This is a genomic window from Azospirillum largimobile (assembly GCF_977007025.2).
This window is the reverse complement of sequence record NZ_CDRMUA020000002.1, coordinates 414,545-432,500: the sequence shown is the minus strand read 5'-3', so window position 1 is coordinate 432,500 and position 17,956 is coordinate 414,545. Positions and strand designations below refer to the sequence as shown.

At 69.3% G+C, this 17,956-nt stretch carries 15 protein-coding genes (1 of these 15 only partly in view); 2 read left to right on the top strand and 13 right to left on the bottom strand.

Features of this window, described 5'->3' with window-relative positions; translation table 11 throughout:
• A protein-coding gene (locus ACWPKK_RS15315) for an exonuclease SbcCD subunit D C-terminal domain-containing protein (protein ID WP_452005630.1) crosses the window boundary here: on the top strand, positions 1–713 show its 3' portion. 532 nt of this gene lie to the left of the window's left edge; 713 of the gene's 1,245 nt are visible here — the last part of the coding sequence; its start codon lies off the left edge, out of view; the stop codon is at positions 711–713.
• The gene (locus ACWPKK_RS15310) at positions 713–4,519 is read left to right on the top strand and encodes an AAA family ATPase (RefSeq protein ID WP_452005627.1); all 3,807 of its coding nucleotides are present in this window, start codon (positions 713–715) and stop codon (positions 4,517–4,519) included. Before ACWPKK_RS15315 ends, ACWPKK_RS15310 begins: the two co-directional genes overlap by 1 nt.
• A 164-nt stretch (positions 4,520–4,683) precedes the next feature.
• Here the strand turns inward: ACWPKK_RS15310 and ACWPKK_RS15305 are convergent, their stop codons facing one another.
• From ACWPKK_RS15305 to ACWPKK_RS15245, 13 genes are all read right to left on the bottom strand, one after another.
• Positions 4,684–5,526 (bottom strand): AAA family ATPase, encoded by an 843-nt coding sequence (locus tag ACWPKK_RS15305; RefSeq protein ID WP_452005624.1) that lies wholly within the window; start codon positions 5,524–5,526, stop codon positions 4,684–4,686.
• A 27-nt stretch (positions 5,527–5,553) separates the two neighbouring features.
• Complete coding sequence (locus ACWPKK_RS15300; RefSeq protein WP_452005621.1) at positions 5,554–5,886, bottom strand: DHCW motif cupin fold protein; 333 nt, start codon at positions 5,884–5,886, stop codon at positions 5,554–5,556.
• Between the two features lie 75 nt (positions 5,887–5,961).
• Positions 5,962–8,631 carry an alanine--tRNA ligase gene (gene alaS / locus ACWPKK_RS15295; protein ID WP_452005618.1) on the bottom strand — a complete coding sequence of 890 codons (2,670 nt, stop codon included), beginning with the start codon at positions 8,629–8,631 and terminating at the stop codon, positions 5,962–5,964.
• Between the two features lie 144 nt (positions 8,632–8,775).
• On the bottom strand, positions 8,776–9,567 hold the full coding sequence (gene tatC / locus ACWPKK_RS15290; RefSeq protein WP_324866942.1) for a twin-arginine translocase subunit TatC: 792 nt from the start codon (positions 9,565–9,567) through the stop codon (positions 8,776–8,778).
• Between the two features lie 15 nt (positions 9,568–9,582).
• The gene (tatB, locus tag ACWPKK_RS15285; protein ID WP_452005614.1) at positions 9,583–10,110 is read right to left on the bottom strand and encodes a Sec-independent protein translocase protein TatB; all 528 of its coding nucleotides are present in this window, start codon (positions 10,108–10,110) and stop codon (positions 9,583–9,585) included.
• Between the two features lie 76 nt (positions 10,111–10,186).
• Positions 10,187–10,441, bottom strand: a complete 255-nt coding sequence (locus tag ACWPKK_RS15280) for a twin-arginine translocase TatA/TatE family subunit (RefSeq protein WP_324866938.1) — start codon at positions 10,439–10,441, stop codon at positions 10,187–10,189.
• Positions 10,442–10,594: 153 nt separating this feature from the next.
• Positions 10,595–11,227 carry an SMC-Scp complex subunit ScpB gene (gene scpB, locus ACWPKK_RS15275; protein WP_324866935.1) on the bottom strand — a complete coding sequence of 211 codons (633 nt, stop codon included), beginning with the start codon at positions 11,225–11,227 and terminating at the stop codon, positions 10,595–10,597.
• A 5-nt stretch (positions 11,228–11,232) separates the two neighbouring features.
• Entirely contained in the window at positions 11,233–12,048 is an 816-nt protein-coding gene (locus ACWPKK_RS15270; RefSeq protein ID WP_452005610.1) for a segregation and condensation protein A, read from the bottom strand.
• Positions 12,049–12,058: 10 nt separating this feature from the next.
• Positions 12,059–12,736, bottom strand: a complete 678-nt coding sequence (locus tag ACWPKK_RS15265) for a site-2 protease family protein (protein ID WP_324866931.1) — start codon at positions 12,734–12,736, stop codon at positions 12,059–12,061.
• 16 nt (positions 12,737–12,752) lie between these two features.
• Positions 12,753–13,820 carry a beta-N-acetylhexosaminidase gene (gene nagZ / locus ACWPKK_RS15260; RefSeq protein WP_452005607.1) on the bottom strand — a complete coding sequence of 356 codons (1,068 nt, stop codon included), beginning with the start codon at positions 13,818–13,820 and terminating at the stop codon, positions 12,753–12,755.
• A gap of 19 nt (positions 13,821–13,839) precedes the next feature.
• Positions 13,840–14,910 (bottom strand): SPOR domain-containing protein, encoded by a 1,071-nt coding sequence (locus ACWPKK_RS15255; RefSeq protein WP_452005604.1) that lies wholly within the window; start codon positions 14,908–14,910, stop codon positions 13,840–13,842.
• Positions 14,907–16,667 carry an arginine--tRNA ligase gene (gene argS / locus ACWPKK_RS15250; protein WP_452005601.1) on the bottom strand — a complete coding sequence of 587 codons (1,761 nt, stop codon included), beginning with the start codon at positions 16,665–16,667 and terminating at the stop codon, positions 14,907–14,909. The genes ACWPKK_RS15255 and argS overlap by 4 nt, the downstream gene beginning before the upstream one ends.
• 58 nt (positions 16,668–16,725) lie before the next feature.
• Entirely contained in the window at positions 16,726–17,925 is a 1,200-nt protein-coding gene (locus tag ACWPKK_RS15245) for a deoxyguanosinetriphosphate triphosphohydrolase (RefSeq protein ID WP_452005598.1), read from the bottom strand.
• Positions 17,926–17,956: the final 31 nt, after the last annotated feature.

Sequence of the window (17,956 nt, the reverse complement as noted above, 5' to 3'; positions counted from 1 at the left end):
GCGGCCGCGACCGTTGCCGCCCCGGCGAAGCGCTGATCCTGACCGGACACTGCTATATGCGGGGCGGCGCCCTGTCCGAGCTGAGCGAGCGCAAGATCCTGGGCGGCAACCTGCACGCCTTGCCGGTCGACATTTTCCCAGAAGACGCGGCCTATGTCGCGCTGGGCCACCTGCATCGGGCGCAGGCGGTCGGCGGGCGCGAGGCCGTGCGTTACAGCGGTTCGCCGATCCCGCTGGCGCTGGACGAGCAACCCTATCCCCATCAGGTGGTTCTGACCGAGTTCGCAGGCGGCCGGCTGGTCGGGCATGAGGCGTTGCGGGTGCCGCGGCATGTGACGATCCACCGGGTCAGCGAAGCCAGTCCGGAGGCGGCACTCGACAGGCTGAAGCGGCTAGACTTGGACGGCGCCCTGCCCCGCGACGCCTGGCCATTCCTGGAGGTGACGGTCACCCTGCCGGAGCCGCGCCCCGCCCTGCGCGACGAGGTCGAGGCGGTGCTGGCCGGCCGGCCGGTGCGGCTGCTGAAGCTGGGGGTGCGGCTGACCGGCAGCGGGCAAACGCTGGCGGACAGCGCGCCGCCGGTCGATCTGGCTTCGCTGGAGCCTGAAGAGGTGTTCCGGCGGCTCTACCGCCGCAGCCATGAAGGCGACCCGGACCCGGACCTGATGACGGCCTTCCATGAGTTGCTGACCGGCGTTCAGGAGACGATGTGATGCGGATTCTCGCGGTGCGCGGCGCCAACCTGACCAGCCTGGACGGCCCCTTCGCCATCGATTTCGACCGGGAGCCGTTGCGGCGGGCCGGCCTTTTCGCCATCACCGGGCCGACCGGCGCCGGCAAGAGCACGATCCTGGATGCCTTGTGCCTTGCCCTGTTCGACAGCATGCCGCGGCTCCCGGAGGGGCGCGGCGAGATGCTGGGCCCCGAGGGCGATCCCAACAGCATCCGCACCACCGACGTGCGCACGGTCCTGCGGCGGGGCGCAGGGTTCGGCTGGGCGGAGGTGGATTTCGTCGGGATCGACGGCGACGCCTATCGCGCGCGCTGGGAGGTGCGAAGGGCGCGGCAGAAGGCGCAGGGTGCCTTGCAGCAACAGAGCATGTCGCTGAGCAGCCTCGACGGCGAGCGGCGCTTCGGCGACGGCAAGAAGAGCGTATTGGAGGAGATCGAATGGCGGCTCGGCCTGACGTTCGAGCAGTTCCGTCGGGCGGTCCTGCTGGCCCAGGGCGATTTCGCCACCTTCCTGAAGGCGCCGCCGCGCGAGCGGTCTGCCCTGCTGGAACTGCTGACGGGGACGGAAATCTACTCCCGGCTGTCCGTCGCGGCGCATGAGCGGGGGAATGCGGAGAAGCAAACGCTCGACAGGTTGGTGGCGCAAGGCGGCGGCATCGGGGTGCTGAACGACGATGACCGCGCCGCCTTGCAGACTGAGGCCGGCGAAGCGGCGGATGCGGTGCGTGGCGGTGAGCAGGCGCTGGCCCTTGCCCAGGCAGCGCTGGCTTGGCATGAGCGCGACGGGCAACTCGCGGCGGCCGAGGGCAAGGCGGTCGAGGCAGCCGAAGCGGCGGAGCGGGAATGGGTCGAGGCGGAGGGACGGCGTGAGGCGGCTGCCCGGCTGCGCGGGCTTCAACCGCTGCGCCCGCTGCTGGCCGATGCCGACAGGGCGAGCGGCGAAGCTGCCGAAGCAACAGCGGCCGTGGAGCGCGCAACGGAGGCCCGGGAAGCGGCGCGGCTGGCGGTGGAGCAAGCCGCCGCCCGTCATGGCGAATCCCGGCGGCGCTTCGAAGCCGCTTGCGCGGAGCAAGCCAAGGCGGAACCGGATCTTGAACGAGCGGCCGACCTGGACGGGCGGATTACGGCGCTGACGAGCGAGCAAGAAACCGCCGAGGCGACGGCAAAGGCGGCGGCGCAGCGGAGCGGCACGGCGCGGAAAGCGGCGCAGGACATCGACACCACCCTGTCGGCGGCACGCAACGATGCCGCGCGGCTGGAGGTCTGGCTGCGGGATCAGGCGATCTTCGCCGTGGTGGCTAACCAGTGGGAGCGCTGGGATCGGCTGTTGGAACGCGCCATCGCCGATGGACGAGCAAGGGAGGCTGCCGCCCGGGAGCGTCTACGGCTGGAGCAGGAGCTTGCCTCGACGGAAGCCGCTGCCGAAGGCGTGGGAATCCGGCTCGCCGAGGCGAGGGAGCGCTGCCGCACGGCCGAGCAGCGGCTGGAGACCCTGCGGAGCGAGGCGGCACCGTCGCTCGACGAGGCACGGCAGGCACGGGGCGAGGCCGGCCGCCGGCGGGACGGGCTGCTGGCGCTGCTCGCCACCGGCGACGCGCGCCAGCGGCTTACCACGGAGCGTGAAACGGCCGAGAGAGAGCGGCTGCAACGGCTGGGCGAGGCGGAGCGTGACGGAACGGCGGCGCGGCAGCTTGCCGAAAGCCGGGCCGGGCAACGCGCGGCGGTCGAGGAGGCGGAACGGACCCTGCAACGGCTGCTGCTGGCCCAGCGCGAGGATGTGGAAAGCCTGCGCGGGAGGCTGGTGGAGGGGGAAGCCTGCCCGGTCTGCGGATCGGCGGACCATCCCTGGGCAGGCGCCGGCGTGACTCCGCTCGGCCGGGTGACGCAGGATCAGGAGCGGCACCTTGCCGGGTTGCGCGAGATACTGGCCGCGACGGTCGCCCGCCACGCGGCACTGGAGGCGGCCGAACGGGCGGCGCGCAAGGAGGCCGACGGGCTGGCGGCACGGCTGGCGGCTCTCGCACGGGAGGCCGAAGGGCTTGCGGTCCGTTGGGCCGAGCAGGCGGCGGTGGCCGGCTGGGATGTTGTCGGCTGGGAGGTTGAGGGCGGAACGCTCGCCGACATCCGTCGGGCGGTCGAAACGGTGGACCGGCAGCTTGCGGCCATTGCATCCGACGAGGAACAGGCACTTGACCATCGCCGGCGGCTGGATGCGGCGCAGCAGGAGCATCGGCGGCTGGAGACCGCGGCGGCCGGGCTGGCAACGGAATGCGAAGCGACCCGGCAGCGGCTGGCGGACGGACGGCAGGCCTTGGCGCTCGCGGTGGCCGCACTCGAGCGGACCGAGGCCGACCGGCAATCCGCTCTGGCGGAGTTGGCCGAAGGGCTGGCCGGAGATGCCGAGTGGCGGTCTCGGCTGGAGCGGGGGCCGGAGGATTACTGGGCCGGGTTGGCGGCACGGGTGGCCGAATATCGGAAAAAGACCGATGCGCTGGCCCGTGCCACCCGCGAGGTCGAGCGGGCCAGCGGCGTGCGGGCGGTGCAGACCGCCGAGATGGACGCCGCACTGCGGGCGGAGGAGGAGGCACGCGGGCGGGCCGGCGATCTGGCCGCGCGGCTGGCGGAGGCGCGGACGGCGCGCGGCGCTCTGCTGGGCGGGCGGGCGGTGGCCTTGGTGCGCAAGCTGCTGGCCGGCGAGCGGCACGAGGCCGAAGCACTGATGGAGAAGGCCACCTTTGCGCGGCAGGATGCCATCGCCCGGCTATCGGCAGCGGAACAGGAACGGGAGACCCGCGGCGAGGCCGCCCGGCTGTGCGCCGACAAGGCCAGGGTTGCCGGGGAGCGGCTAGAACGGGCGGTGGCCGAACGGGGGGTCGGGTTGGAGGAGGTCCGCCGGCTGCTGGCGGCCGCCGAAAGCGAACTGGAGGCGGAAGAACTGGCGCTGGCGGTGCTGGAGCGGGCGCGTGGCGACGCGGCGCTCGTGGTTGCCGAACGACGCCTGCAGCGCGCTGACCATCATGCGCCGGGCCATCATGCGGCGGGCCATCATCCGGCCGGCCGCCCGGCGCTGAGTGTCGACGAAGCCGCCGCGGTGGCGGAGAGCACCCGCGTGGTGTTGGAACGGGACCGCGACCGGCTGGGCTCGGCGCGCGGGCGGTTGGAGGCCGATGACGCCAACCGGCAGCGGCTGGCCGGGTTGACGGCGGCGATCGAGGCGCAGCAGGCGCGCTGCGCACTGTGGGGCAAGATGGCGCAGCTGATCGGTTCGGCGACCGGGCAGAAGATGCGCAATTTCGCCCAGAGCCTGAGCCTGGACCTTCTGCTGACCCACGCCAACCGGCATCTGGAGGAACTTGCCCGCCGCTATCGGCTGGAACGGGTGGCGGGGGCCGATCTGGAAATCCAGGTGGTCGACCGCGAGATGGGCGACGAACGGCGCGGGGTGCACAGCCTGTCGGGCGGCGAGCTGTTCCTGGTGTCGCTTGCCCTGGCGCTCGGACTGTCGGCGATGGCCGCGGGGACCTCCGGCGGGATCGGCACGCTGTTCATCGACGAGGGATTCGGCACACTCGACCCCGACAGCCTGGACGTGGCGTTGTCCTGTCTGGAAGCCTTGCAGGCGGGCGGGCGTCAGGTGGGGGTGATCAGCCACGTTCCGGCGATGGTCGAGCGCATCGGCACGCAGATCCGCGTGATGCCGCTGGGCGGCGGGCGCAGCCGGGTGACGGTGCAGTCGGTGGCGGGGACGGCGCTGGGGGTGGCGATGGAGGAGGTGGAGGGGGTTTGAGGGGAGTGGTTGCGGCGGTTGCCCCCTCCCTAGCCCTCCCCCGCTAACGCGGGAGAGGGGACTGCCGCCGCTTCACGTTTCAGTATACGCCGCCAAAAATCCTAACCCCTCTCCCGCGAAGCGGGGGAGGGATGGGGAGGGGGCAACCGCTTCCTGAACTCCCCTCAGCGCCCCCGCTTCGCCAGAAACGCCAGCCGTTCCAGCGTGTGCACGTCCTGCTCGTTCTTCAGCAGCGCGCCGCACAGCGGCGGGATCAGCGTGCGGGCATCCTTGGCGCGCAGGGTCTCGGGATCCACGTCCTCCACCATCAGCAGCTTGATCCAGTCCAGCAGTTCGGAGGTGGAGGGCTTCTTCTTCAGGCCGGGAACCTCGCGCAGGTCGTAGAACAGGTTCAGCGCCTCGCGCAGCAGCGCGGCTTTCAGGCCGGGGTAATGGACATCGACGATCCGCTCCATCGTCTCGCGGTCGGGGAAACGGATGTAGTGGAAGAAGCAGCGGCGCAGGAAGGCGTCCGGCAGTTCCTTCTCGTTGTTGGAGGTGATGATGACGATGGGGCGATTGGCCGCCTTGATCGTCTGGCGGGTTTCGTAGACGTGGAACTCCATGCGGTCGAGTTCCAGGAGCAGGTCGTTGGGGAACTCGATGTCGGCCTTGTCGATCTCGTCGATCAGCAGGACGGGGGCCTCCGGCGCCTCGAAGGCTTCCCACAGCTTGCCGCGGACGATGTAGTTGGCGATGTCGTGGACCTTCGCCTCGCCCAGCTGGCTGTCGCGCAGGCGGCTGACCGCATCGTATTCATAAAGGCCCTGCTGCGCCTTGGTGGTGGACTTCACATGCCAGGACAGCAGCGGCTTGTTCAGCGCGCGGGCGATTTCCACCGCCAGCACAGTCTTGCCGGTGCCGGGTTCCCCCTTCACCAGAAGCGGCCGTTCCAGCGTGATCGCGGCATTGACCGCCACCATCAGGTCGTCGGTGGCGACATAGCGGTCGGTGCCGGTGAAGCGCATGGGCCTGCTCCCTCAAACGACGATGTTTCAGTCCACGATAAACAGTGTGGCGCCGATTTCGGTCGAGGACCGATGCGGGTGGTCGCCGAAATCCGAGACCTGATAGCTCATGCCCGCGGTCAGGACGAAGCGGCGGCCATCCTTCAATTCGGTGATCAGTTCACCGCTGACCACGAACAGAACATGGCCGCGGTCGCACCAATGGTCGGCCAGGTAGCCCGGCGTGTATTCGACCATCCGCACCCGCAGTTCCCCGGTGCGGAACGTGCGCCACAGCGCCTTGCCGGATTCGCCCGGATGTTCGGTGACCGGGACAGCGGCCCAGTCGGTCACGGTGAAGGGAAGAGTCGGGAGTTCCATCGCCGGACCTCGACAAAAACGGCATGAACGGAAAAACGGCCCCCGGAGCAGTCCGGGGGCCGGGTTCCATCAGGATCAGGAGGCCTTCTTGGCCGCGATGGCCTTTTCGATGGCCTCGACCGCCGCCGGGGCCAGCGAGGCGTCGGGGCCGCCGGCCTGGGCCATGTCCGGCCGGCCGCCGCCGCCCTTGCCGCCCAGCGCCTCGGCGCCGACGCGGACCAGATCGACGGCGCTCAAGGTGCCGGTCAGATCGTCGGTCACGCCGATGACGATGGACGCCTTGCCCTCGTTGGACGCGATCAGAACCACGACGCCGGAGCCGACCTGCTTCTTCAGCTCGTCGGCCATCGGCTTCAGGTCCTTGGCCGGCAGGCCTTCGACCACGCGGGCGGCGACCTTCACGCCGGCGACGTCCTTGGCCTCGTTGCCGCCCTCGGCCTTGGCGCCACCTCCCATGGCCACCTGGCGGCGCAGGTCGGCCAGTTCACGCTCCATCTTGCGGCGTTCCTCGACCAGGACCGCCACGCGGGCCGGGACCTCGTCGGGCTTCACCTTCAGGACGCTCGCCGCCTCGGTCAGCAGATGGTCGCGTTCGGACAGCCACGCCTTGGCGCCGGTGCCGGTCAGCGCCTCGATGCGGCGGACGCCGGCGGCGACGGCACCCTCGGAGACGATCTTGAACACGCCGATGTCGCCGGTGCGGCGGACATGGGTGCCGCCGCACAGCTCGATGGAATAGTCGCGGTCGAGTTCACCATGCGGACCGCCCATGGAGACCACGCGGACCTCGTCGCCGTACTTCTCGCCGAACAGGGCCATGGCGCCCTGGCCACGGGCCTCGTCCGGGGACATCAGGCGCGTGATGACCTCGCTGTTGCCCAGAACGCGGCGGTTCACCTCGTCCTCGACGGCGGCGATGTCGGCGGCGGAGAGGCCGGTCGGCTGGCTGATGTCGAAGCGCAGACGCTCCGGCGCGACCAGCGAGCCCTTCTGGGTGACATGGTCGCCCAGCCGGTGACGCAGCGCCTCGTGCAGCAGGTGGGTGGCGGAGTGGTTGGCGCGGATGGCGGCGCGGCGCTCGCTGTCGACGCGCAGTTCGACAACATCGCCGACCTTGAGGGTGCCCTTGGTGACGGTGCCGACATGGGCCCACACCGCACCCAGCTTCTTCAGCGTGTCGGAGACCGCGACCTCGGCCCCGCCGGCGGAGAAGATCACGCCGGCATCGCCGACCTGACCGCCCGATTCGCCGTAGAACGGCGTCTGGTTGACGACGACCATCACCTGATCGCCGATGTTGGCGGCCTCGACCCGGGCATCGCCCTTGACGATGGCGGTCACCTTGCCCTCGGCGACTTCGGTGTCGTAGCCGAAGAACTCGGTGGCGCCCAGTTCGTCCTTGATCTCGTACCACAGCTTCTCGGTGCCGACCTCGCCCGAGCCGGCCCAGGATTCGCGAGCCTTGCGGCGCTGCTCGTCCATCGCCGCCTTGAAGCCGGCCTCGTCGACACCGCGGCCCTGGCCGCGCAGAACGTCCTGCGTCAGGTCGAGCGGGAAGCCATAGGTGTCGTACAGCTTGAAGGCGACGTCGCCGGCCAGCGGCTGGCCTTCGCCGAGATGACCGACCTCATCCTCCAGCAGGCGCAGGCCGCGTTCCAGCGTCTGCTTGAAGCGGGTTTCCTCCAGCTTCAGCGTCTCGACGATCAGGGCACGGGCGCGGTTCAGTTCCGGATAGGCGTCGCCCATCTGCTGGATCAGCGCCGGGACCAGACGGTGCATCAGCGGCTCGCGCGCGCCGATCATGTGGGCGTGACGCATGGCGCGGCGCATGATGCGGCGCAGCACATAGCCGCGGCCTTCGTTCGACGGCAGCACGCCGTCGGCGATCAGGAAGGAGGTGGAGCGCAGATGGTCGGCGATGACGCGGTGCGACACGGCATGCGCGCCGTCCGGCGCCGTCTTGGTCGCCTCGGCCGACGCCACGATCAGCGCCCGCATCAGGTCGATGTCGTAATTGTCGTGCTTGCCCTGCAGGACGGCGGCCAGACGCTCCAGCCCCATGCCGGTGTCGATCGACGGCTTGGGCAGCGGAACCAGATTGTCCGGACCCAGCTGTTCATACTGCATGAACACGAGGTTCCAGATCTCGATGAAGCGGTCGCCATCCTGGTCCGGGCTGCCCGGCGGGCCACCGGCGATGGACGGGCCGTGGTCGAAGAAGATCTCGGAGCAGGGGCCGCAGGGGCCGGTGTCGCCCATGCGCCAGAAATTGTCGTCGGTCGGGATGCGGATGATGCGGTCGTCCGACAGGCCGGCGACCTTGCGCCAGATGCCCGCCGCGTCCTCGTCGGAGGTGTGGACCGTCACCAGCAGCTTATCGGCCGGCAGGCCGTATTCCTTGGTGATCAGGTTCCAGGCGAACGCGATGGCGTCGTCCTTGAAATAATCGCCGAAGGAGAAGTTGCCCAGCATCTCGAAGAAGGTGTGATGCCGCGCGGTGTAGCCGACATTGTCCAGGTCGTTGTGCTTGCCGCCGGCGCGCACGCATTTCTGCGAGGTGACCGCGCGCTTGTAGGGCCGCGTTTCGGCACCGGTGAAGACGTTCTTGAACTGGACCATGCCGGCATTGGTGAACATCAGCGTCGGGTCGTTGCGCGGCACGAGCGGCGACGAGTCGACGATCTGATGGCCCTGCTTGGCGAAGAAATCCAGGAACGTGCGACGGATGTCGTTGGCGGTCTGCATACGGTCAAGGCTCCGGGTGCGCGGCTAAGGCCTTCCATTGGCCGAACCGTGCTTTTAGCGCGAGAATGGCGGCATGTCCACGACGGACGGATTATTACCCTGCGTCACGGCAGACAACAGGCAAACAGTCGGCCGGCGGCGGGCTTACTCGGTCTCCGCCGCGGCGCGTGCCTTTTCGATGCGACGGCCGATGATGATGGCGATCTCGTACAGCCCGATCAGCGGAACCGCCAGGCTGACCTGGCTGATGACGTCCGGCGGGGTCAGGATCGCCGCGGCGACGAAAGCGCCGACGATGGCATAGCGCCGCTTCGACGCCAGCGCGTCGGTGCTGACGATCCCCACGCGCACCAACAGGGTCAGCAGCACCGGCAGCTGGAAGGCGATGCCGAAGGCAAAGATCAGCGACATCACCAGATGCAGGTATTCGCCGACGCGCGCCTCGAACTCGATGGGCAGGGCATTGGCGTCGCCGCCGGGGTGGAACTCGAAGCCCAGGAAGAAGCGCCAGGCCATCGGGAAGATGAAGTAATAGACGATGCCGGCACCGGTCAGGAACATCACCGGAGTCGCGACCAGGAAGGGCAGGAACGCCTTGCGCTCGTGCTTGTACAGGCCCGGCGCCACGAACATCCAGATCTGGCTGGCGATGATCGGGAAGGAGATGAAGCAGCCGGCCCAGAACGCAACCTTCACGTAGGTGAAGAAGGCTTCCGTCAGGCCGGTGTAGATCATCCGCCGCCCCTGCCCCGCCAGCAGGTCGGCCAGCGGTTGGACCAGGAAATTGTAGATCCGGTCCGACACGGCGTAGCACAGCAGAAAGGCGATCAGGATGGCGCCGACCGACCACATCAGCCGGTTCCGCAGCTCGATCAGATGATCGATCAGCGGCATCTTGCTGTCTTCGAGTTCGTCCTGATGCGTTTCGCCGGTCATGGTCCGTCTTCGACCTTAGGTCTGCTTATCGGTGGACTGGGCGGAGGCCACTTCGGCCGGCTGTGCCGCCGGTTGGGTGGCCGGCGGCACAGGGGCCGGCTGGGGCGGCTGGGTGGTGATCGGCGACGGAGCGGCAGACGGCGGCGTGCTGTCGGCCACCGCCGGGGCCGGCATCGGCGTCTGCGTCGGCACCGGCGCCTGGGGCAGATCCGGTTCCGGGGTGCTGCCGGCATGGCCGTTCAGCCCCACGTCGAAGCCCTTGGGATCGAAGGCCTTCCCCACCTCCCCCTTCGGGTCGATGGTGTCCTCCATCATCTTCTTGATGTTCAGGTCGCGGGTCTTCAGGGCTTCCTTGCGAAGCTCGTCCAACTCGGTCTCCCGCATCATGTCGTCGATGTGGGTCTGGAATTCGCGCGCGACGCCTCTCGCCTTACGCACCCATTTGCCGAGCGTGAAGATCGCCTTGGGCAGATCCTTGGGCCCGATGACCACAAGGGCGATGACGGCGATCACCATCAGTTCGGACCAAGCGATGTCGAACATGTTCTTCCGGCTTCACGAATGCGGTGGGCAGGATGGCGCGCGAACGGAACCCACGAGGAACCCGCGCGCCCGCCGGTCAGCTGCGGACCGCCTCGTCCTTTTTGGCCGCGGTTTCGGCCGTGTTGGCCGGCTGGTTCGGGATGACCTTGGCATTGGCGCCGGGGGCATTGGCGCCGGACGCGGCGTCATCGCTGTCGTCCTGCAGGCCCGCCTTGAAGGACTTCACACCCTTGGCGAGATCGCCCATCACCTTCGGCAACTTTCCAGCGCCGAACAGGAGAAGAACGATCAGTAGAACGATGATCCAGTGCCAGATGCTGAAAGAACCCATGGCGCGCCTATCACGTTTGAACGGCCTTTGCGGCGGGCCGGCACTATGGCAGAAAGGCCATTGGGCCGCAACGTTCGCCCCACCATCCTTAACCGGTTGTCATTGAGGTTTCACGGGAATTCGCGCGGACCGGCCGGAAAATCACCGGCCGGCTCAGGACTCCTCGTCGCCGTCGTCGCCCGATGCGGCAAAGCCGCCGTCATCCCCGGCCGACCCAAGTCCCAGAAGCACCGGACGGCTGTCAAGCAGGCCGGCGGCACGCAGGTCGTCGACGCTGGGCAGATCGCGCAGGCTTTCCAAGCCGAAATGATCGAGGAAATGGTCGGTGGTGATCCAGGTCAGCGGCCGGCCCGGCGTCTCCCGCCGCTTGCCCGGCCGGATCCAGCCATGCTCCATCAACAGGTCCAGCGTGCCCTTGCTGGTCGCCACGCCGCGGATGGATTCGATCTCGCCCCTGGTCACCGGCTGGTGATAGGCGATGATCGCCAGGGTTTCGATCGCCGCGCGCGACAGCTTGCGCGACACCTCCTCCTCCCGGCGCAACTCCGGCGCCAAATCGACCGCGGTGCGGAAGGCCCAGCCGCCGCCGGTGCGCACCAGATTGACGCCGCGCGGGGCGTAATGGGCGCGCAGTTCCTCCAGCAGCAGACCGACCTCCGGCCCGACGCGGCCGGCCAGCGTCTCCTCGTCCAGCGGTTCGGCCGAGGCGAACAGCAGCGCTTCCAGCAGGCGCAGCCGGCCGATGCGGGCCTCCGCCTCCTGGGCGTCGGTGACTTCCTTGATCATGGTCCTCAAGAATCCGATGGGTCCGCGGGCGTGTCGCCGGCTTGGCGTCCGCGGACATAAAGTGGGGCGAAGGCACCCTCCTGGCGCAGTTCCACCCGGCCGGCCTTCGCCAATTCCAGCGTCGCCGCGAAATGGGCGGCCAAGGCGGAGCGGGTCAGCAGCCCGCCGCCCTCCCCGCCCGGCAGGAAGCTGGCCAGCGTCGCCCAATCCGGCATGCGGCCCAGCAAAGTGGACAGGCGCTGCACCGCCTCCTCCATGGAATAGAGGCGGACCGGGGCGATGTGCAGGACGCCGGCCTCCTTGCGGGCACGTTGCCGGCCATAGGCGCGCAGCAGGTCGAACAGCGTGACCTCATAGACCGACTTGCGGCGCAGGTCCAAATCCTCCGGCGCGCCACGGGGGTGGACGTCGATGCCCACCCGCGGGCGGGCGAACAGCTTGGCCGCAACGCCCTTCATCGCCTCCAGCCGCTGGAGTTGGAAGGCCAGTGCCGCGGCCATGTCCTCGCCGGACGGCTCCTCCCCCTCCGGTTCGGGCAGCAGCAACCGCGACTTCAGGTAGGCCAACCACGCCGCCATAACCAGATAGTCGGCCGCCAGTTCCAGCCGCACCTTCCGCGCCTCCGCCACGAAGGCAAGGTACTGGTCGGCCAGTTCGAGGATGGAAATGCGCGTCAGGTCGACCTTCTGGTCGCGCCCCAGCGCCAGCAGCATGTCGAGCGGCCCCTCGAACCCGTCCAGAACCAGCAACAGCTGTTCGGACGGCGACACCTCCGCCGCGGCGGGTGTGTCGACCGTGCGCTCGGCCAGCAGATCGGCCATTGCAAAACCTTCAGTCGTTGCCGGTCAGGATGCGGATGAAGTCGATCACCGCATCCACCGGCGGCCCCAGGACCCAATGCATGACGCTCAGATCCATGCCGATCTGGCGCCCCAGCATCGGCAGCAGGAAGAAGGCCGCCATCAGGATCAGCAGCCCGAAGCGCTCCAGCCGGGCCAGCGGCACGGCCAGCACGTCCGGCAGGATGCCGACCGCCACCCGCCCGCCGTCCAGCGGCGGCAGCGGGATCAGGTTGAAGACCATCAGGATGACGTTGACCAGTACAGACACCTCGGCGGCGGAGCGGATCCACAACTCGGGAAGGCTGTTTTCCGGGTTGACCAGCCGCCAGACCACCGCCGACGCCACCGCCAGCAGGAAGTTGGTGCCCGGACCGGCCAGCGCCACCCACACCATGTCGCGGCGCGGATGGTCCAGCCGGGCGAAGTTCACCGGTACCGGCTTGGCCCAGCCGAAGACGAAACCGGTGGTGAAGTACATCAGCGCCGGCAGCAGGACCGTGCCGAACGGATCGATGTGGCGGATCGGGTTGAAGGTCACCCGCCCCAGCCGATAGGCGGTGTCGTCGCCCAGCCTCCAGGCGACGAAGCCGTGCGCCGCCTCGTGCAAGGTGATGGCGATGATGGCCGGCAGGGCCACGGCCGTCACCTGGAAGATCCATTCCTCCATCGTCCGCTCCCGTCCGTCAGGCCTGGGCCGTGCCGAGAAGCTCGGCCAGCCGGTTCGTCAATGCCGCGATGTCCGCGGGTTCCGGCGCATGCCGCATCTCCTCGGCTCGCGCCCAGCGCTCCGCCGCGGCACCGCTCAACACCGGAACGGCGCCGAGCAGCGACCGCATCTCGTCCAGATCGCCGTTGCAGTGGAGCACGACATCCATGCCCGCCGCCAGCACAGCTTCGGCCCGCGTGCGCGGATCGCCCTGCAGCGCGTTCATCGACAGGTCGTCGCTGAACAGCAGGCCGCCGAAACCGATGGACGGCCCCCGCACCACCTCGCGCACCACGATGGGCGACGTGCTGGCCGGGGCGGTCGGGTCGATCGCCTTCAGCACCACATGCGCGACCATCGCCAGCGGCAGGTCGGCCAGCGCGCGGAAGGGGGCGAAGTCGGTGGCCTCCAGCGCCGCGCGGTCCGCCTCCACCACCGGCAGTTCGGCATGGCTGTCGGCGAAGGCGCGGCCATGGCCGGGAATGTGCTTGACGACCGGCAGCACGCCGCCGGCCAGCAGCCCTTCGGCGGTGGCGCGGGCGAGCGCGATCACCACGGCGGGATCGCGCGAGAAGGCGCGGTCGCCGATGATGTCGTGCGCGCCCTCCACCGGAACGTCGCACACAGGCGCACAATCCACCGTGATGCCGACTTCCGCCAGCATATGGGCGAGCAGCCGGCCGTTGATCCAAGCAGCCTCTTGGGCCGCTTCGCGCCCGGCGTCGGCATCGCGCCCGGCCAGCGCGCCGAACACGCCCATCGGCGGGTGGGCCGGCCAATGCGGCGGGCGCATGCGCGCGACGCGGCCGCCCTCCTGATCGATCAGGACGGGGGCATCCGGCCGGCCGACGCTGGCGCGCAGGTCGTCCACCAGCCGGCGCATCTGGTCGCGGCTGTCGCAGTTGCGGCGGAACAGGATGAAGCCGAGCGGATCGGCATCGCGGAAGAAGGCGGCTTCGTCCGGCGTCACCTCCAGCCCGGCGCAGCCGAAAACGACTGCGCGCGGATGGGCAACCGGGAAGGAGCTCACCGAACTGCGGCCCATGGACTCAGGGCCCGAAAAACTAGGGACGGACAACCACACACCCCACACTTTGCGCGCGCAGCTGGGCGCAGACCGACTTTGCCCGCGCCTCGTCGGCGCCGGTGCCCTGCACCCGGTAGAACACGCCCTTGTCGCCGAGATCGACCTTGGCGACCTGCATCGACAGACCGCCCAGCGCATCCGGGTGACGGCCGGCGAGACGGCGCCATTCGGCTGCGGCCTCGCCCTCGCTGCGCACCGAGGCGAGCTGGATGCGCCAGCTTCCGCTGCCGCCCGTCACGGCCGGGGTGGGAGCGGGGGCGGCCTTCGCCGGCTGGGGTACCGCCTTGGCCGGGGCGGGCAGCGATGCCGCCTCCAGCTTGGCGATCAGCTGGCCGACCGAGGGTGCCGCGTTCTGCGCCTGTTGCTGCTGTGCCTGGGGCGGCGGAGCGGCCGGCGGCTTGACTGCGGCGACCTGCTGCTGCGGAACCGCGGCGGGCTTGGCCGGAACGGCGGCAGGCTGCTGCGGCTTGCCAGCCGTATTGGGCGGCAGCTGGGTGGAAGGCGTTTGCGCCTGCGGAGTGCCGGCCGGCAGGGCGGGCAGCCCGGGTGCCGGCTCGGGCGCCGCCAGCGGCGCGGCGGCGGCCACCGCGGCGGCGACGCTGTCGCGCGGCACCGTGGCGGTGGCCCCCGGCGGAAGCTGGGCAACCGACGGCACCGAGGGCAGCGGGACCACCGCCGGCATCTGCGGCGTCACCACCGGACGCGGCAGCGGCACCTCCGGCGGCGGCAGCAGACGTTCGACCTGCTGGCCGCGTCCGCCGTCATGGTCGCGCAACCGCTCATAGGCCAGGATGTCCTGATGCGGCACCTCCAGCCCGCCCGGCTGGTCGGGGCGGGCCTTGACCGGCCCCGGATCGGCGGTCAGCAGCGGCGGGCCGTCGCCCGACAGCCGCGACGGCCCGCGCAGGCCCACGACCGCCGCACCGGCGAACGTAACGACGCCGACCACGGCAAAGCCCAGCGCCAGCAGCCCGCGCTTGCTCGCGGCCTGTCGGGGCGGCATCCCATAGGGATTGGCCGCGTAGTTGACGTCGCCGTCGTACTTCATGAACGCAGTTCCTCCACCGGTTCGACACCCATCACCGTCAGGCCCGAGGCGATGACCGTCGCCACTGCCGCGATCAGCGCCAGACGGGCCGTCGTCAGCTCCGCATCGTCCTCGATCAGGAAGCGCAGCGAGGCATCGTCGCGGCCCCGGTTCCACAGCGCGTGGAAATCGCTGGCGAGATCGTAGAGGAAGAAGGCGATGCGGTGCGGCTCATGCGCTTCCGCCGCCGCCTCGACCACGCGCGGCCAGGTGGCCATGCGCTTGGCGAGCGCCATCTCCTCCTCGGCATCCAGGCGGGCGAGGTTCGCCGCCGCGGCCAGGCCGGCCGGCGTCTGGTCCAGGTTCGGCAGGGCCGTCGCGGCATGGCGCAGGACCGACCGGCAGCGGGCGTGGGCGTACTGCACGTAGAAGACCGGGTTGTCCTTCGACTGCTCCGTCACCTTGGCGAAGTCGAAGTCCAGCGTCTGGTCGTTGCGGCGGGTCAGCATGATGAAGCGGACCACGTCCTTGCCGACCTGATCGATCACGTCGCGCAGCGTCACGAAGGTGCCGGCCCGCTTGGACATCTTCACCGGCTGGCCGTTCTGCATCAGGTGGACCAACTGGCAGAGCTTCACGTCCAGCGAGGCCTTGCCTTCGGTCACCGCGGTGGTCGCCGACTGCATGCGCTTGACGTAGCCGCCATGGTCGGCGCCCCACACGTCGATCAGGCTGCTGAAGCCACGCTTATATTTATCAAAGTGATAGGCGATGTCGTTCGAGAAGTAGGTGAAGGAGCCATCCGACTTCTTCAGCGGCCGGTCGACGTCGTCGCCGAAATCGGTGGACTTGAACAGGGTCTGCGGACGCGGTTCCCAATCGTCGGGCTTCTTGCCCTTCGGCGGCTCCAGCACGCCGGTGTAGATCAGGCCGCGTTCCTCAAGCGCCGTCAGCGCCTTGTCGACCGCACCGGCCGTCACCAGCGCGCGCTCGCTGCTGTAGACGTCCATGGTGACGCCGAGAACGCCCAGATCCTCCTTGATCCAGCCCATGATCATGGCGATGGCGAAGTCGCGGCAGGCCGGCAGCCATTCGGATTCGTCGGTGCCGACCCAACGGTTGCCGTCGCGCTCGGCCAGGGCCTGACCGACCTCCTTCAGGTACTCGCCGGGATAGAGGCCGGCCGGGATCTCGCCCACCTCCTCGCCCAGCGCCTCGCGGTAGCGGATGAAGGTGGACCGCCCCAGCACGTCGACCTGGGCGCCGGCATCGTTGATGTAGTATTCGCGGCTGACGGCGTAGCCGGCCTTCTCCAGCAGGGAGGCCAGCGCGTCGCCGAACACCGCGCCGCGGCCATGGGCGGCGTGCAGCGGGCCAGTCGGGTTGGCCGACACATACTCCACATTGACCGGAGTCTTGCCGCCCAGGTCGCTGTCGCCATAGGCGGTGCCGGCGTTCAGCACGTCGCGGATGCGGTCGCGCCAGACGTCCGGCGTCAGGCGAAGGTTGACGAAGCCCGGACCGGCGATCTCCACCGACGCCACGTCGGCGCGGCCCTTCAGCTTGGCGACCAGCAGCTCCGCCAGCGCGCGCGGCGCCATCTTCGCCGGCTTCGCCAGGATCATGGCGGCGTTGGTGGAGAGGTCGCCGTGCGAGGCCTCGCGCGGCGGCTCGACCGTCAGACGGCTGCTGTCCAGCCCGGCGGGGATGGCACCCTCCGCGGCCAGTTCTTCCAGCAGCTTGCGAATATCGGTCTCGAAGGCCTTGAAAATATTCATCGTCTCAGGTCGTCTTTTCAGGAGGTCACAGGAGCCTCGCGGCTCAGGTCTTCACGCTTCACGTCTTCACATGCAGGTCGAACAGCCGGTCATGCTCGGCCAGCGCATAGCGGTCGGTCATGCCGGCGATGTAATCGGCCACATGGCGGGCGCGCACCGCAAGATCGGCGTCTCCGCCATGCTTGGCGATATCGCGCTGCCATTCGGTCGGCAATGTGTTCGGCTCGTCCATGAACAGCTGGAACAGGGCGCGCACCACGCGCTTGCACTTGCTCATCTCCCGGTTCACGCGATAGTGCCGGTACATGCGCTGGCGCAGGAAGGCACGCAAGGGCCGCTGCGCCTCCAGCATCCCATCGGAAAAGCTGACCATCGCCAGCGGCAGGGCGCGCAGTTCGGCCGCAGATCCCGGCTTGTGCTCCGCCAGCCGCCGCCGCGTCTCGGTCACCAGATCGACGACCATGGCGTTGATCATCCGCCGCACCGTCTCGTGGATCAGGCGCGAGCGTTCCAGCCCCGGATAGCGGTCGCACACCTCGCGGATGATCGGGCCGACCAGCGGCAGCTCCGCCACCTCCTCGACCGTGAACAGCCCGGCGCGCAGGCCGTCGTCGATGTCGTGGTTGTTGTAGGCGATGTCGTCGGCCAGCGCCGCCACCTGCGCCTCGGCGCCCGGATTGGTCTGCAGTTCCAGATCCCACTCGCCCTGGAAGGCGGCGATGGTGGTGGGCAGGCGGAAACCCGGCAGCAGCGGCAGAAGCGGTCCATTGTGCTTGACCACGCCCTCCAGCGCTTCCCAGGTCAGGTTCAGCCCGTCGAACTCGGCATAGCGCCGCTCCAGCCGCGTCAGGATGCGCAGGGTCTGGTCGTTGTGGGCGAAGCCGCCATAGGGCTCCATGCAGGCGTTCAGCGCGTCTTCCCCGGCATGGCCGAAGGGGGTGTGGCCAAGGTCATGGGCCAGCGCCACCGCCTCCGCCAGATCCTCGTTCAGGGACAGCGTGCGGCTGATGGAGCGCGCGATCTGCGCCACCTCCAGGCTGTGGGTCAGCCGGGTGCGGTAATAGTCGCCCTCGTGGTAGACGAAGACCTGCGTCTTGTGCTTCAGCCGGCGGAAGGCCCCGGAATGCACGATGCGGTCGCGGTCGCGCTGGAAGCACGAGCGCGTCGGGCTTTCCGGCTCCGCCACCAGCCGCCCGCGCGTGTCCGCCGGGTTGCAGGCATAGGGAGCCAGCCGATCGTGAAAACAGTCCGCCGTCATGGGGCGGACACTACCGGCGGGGGGACGCGGG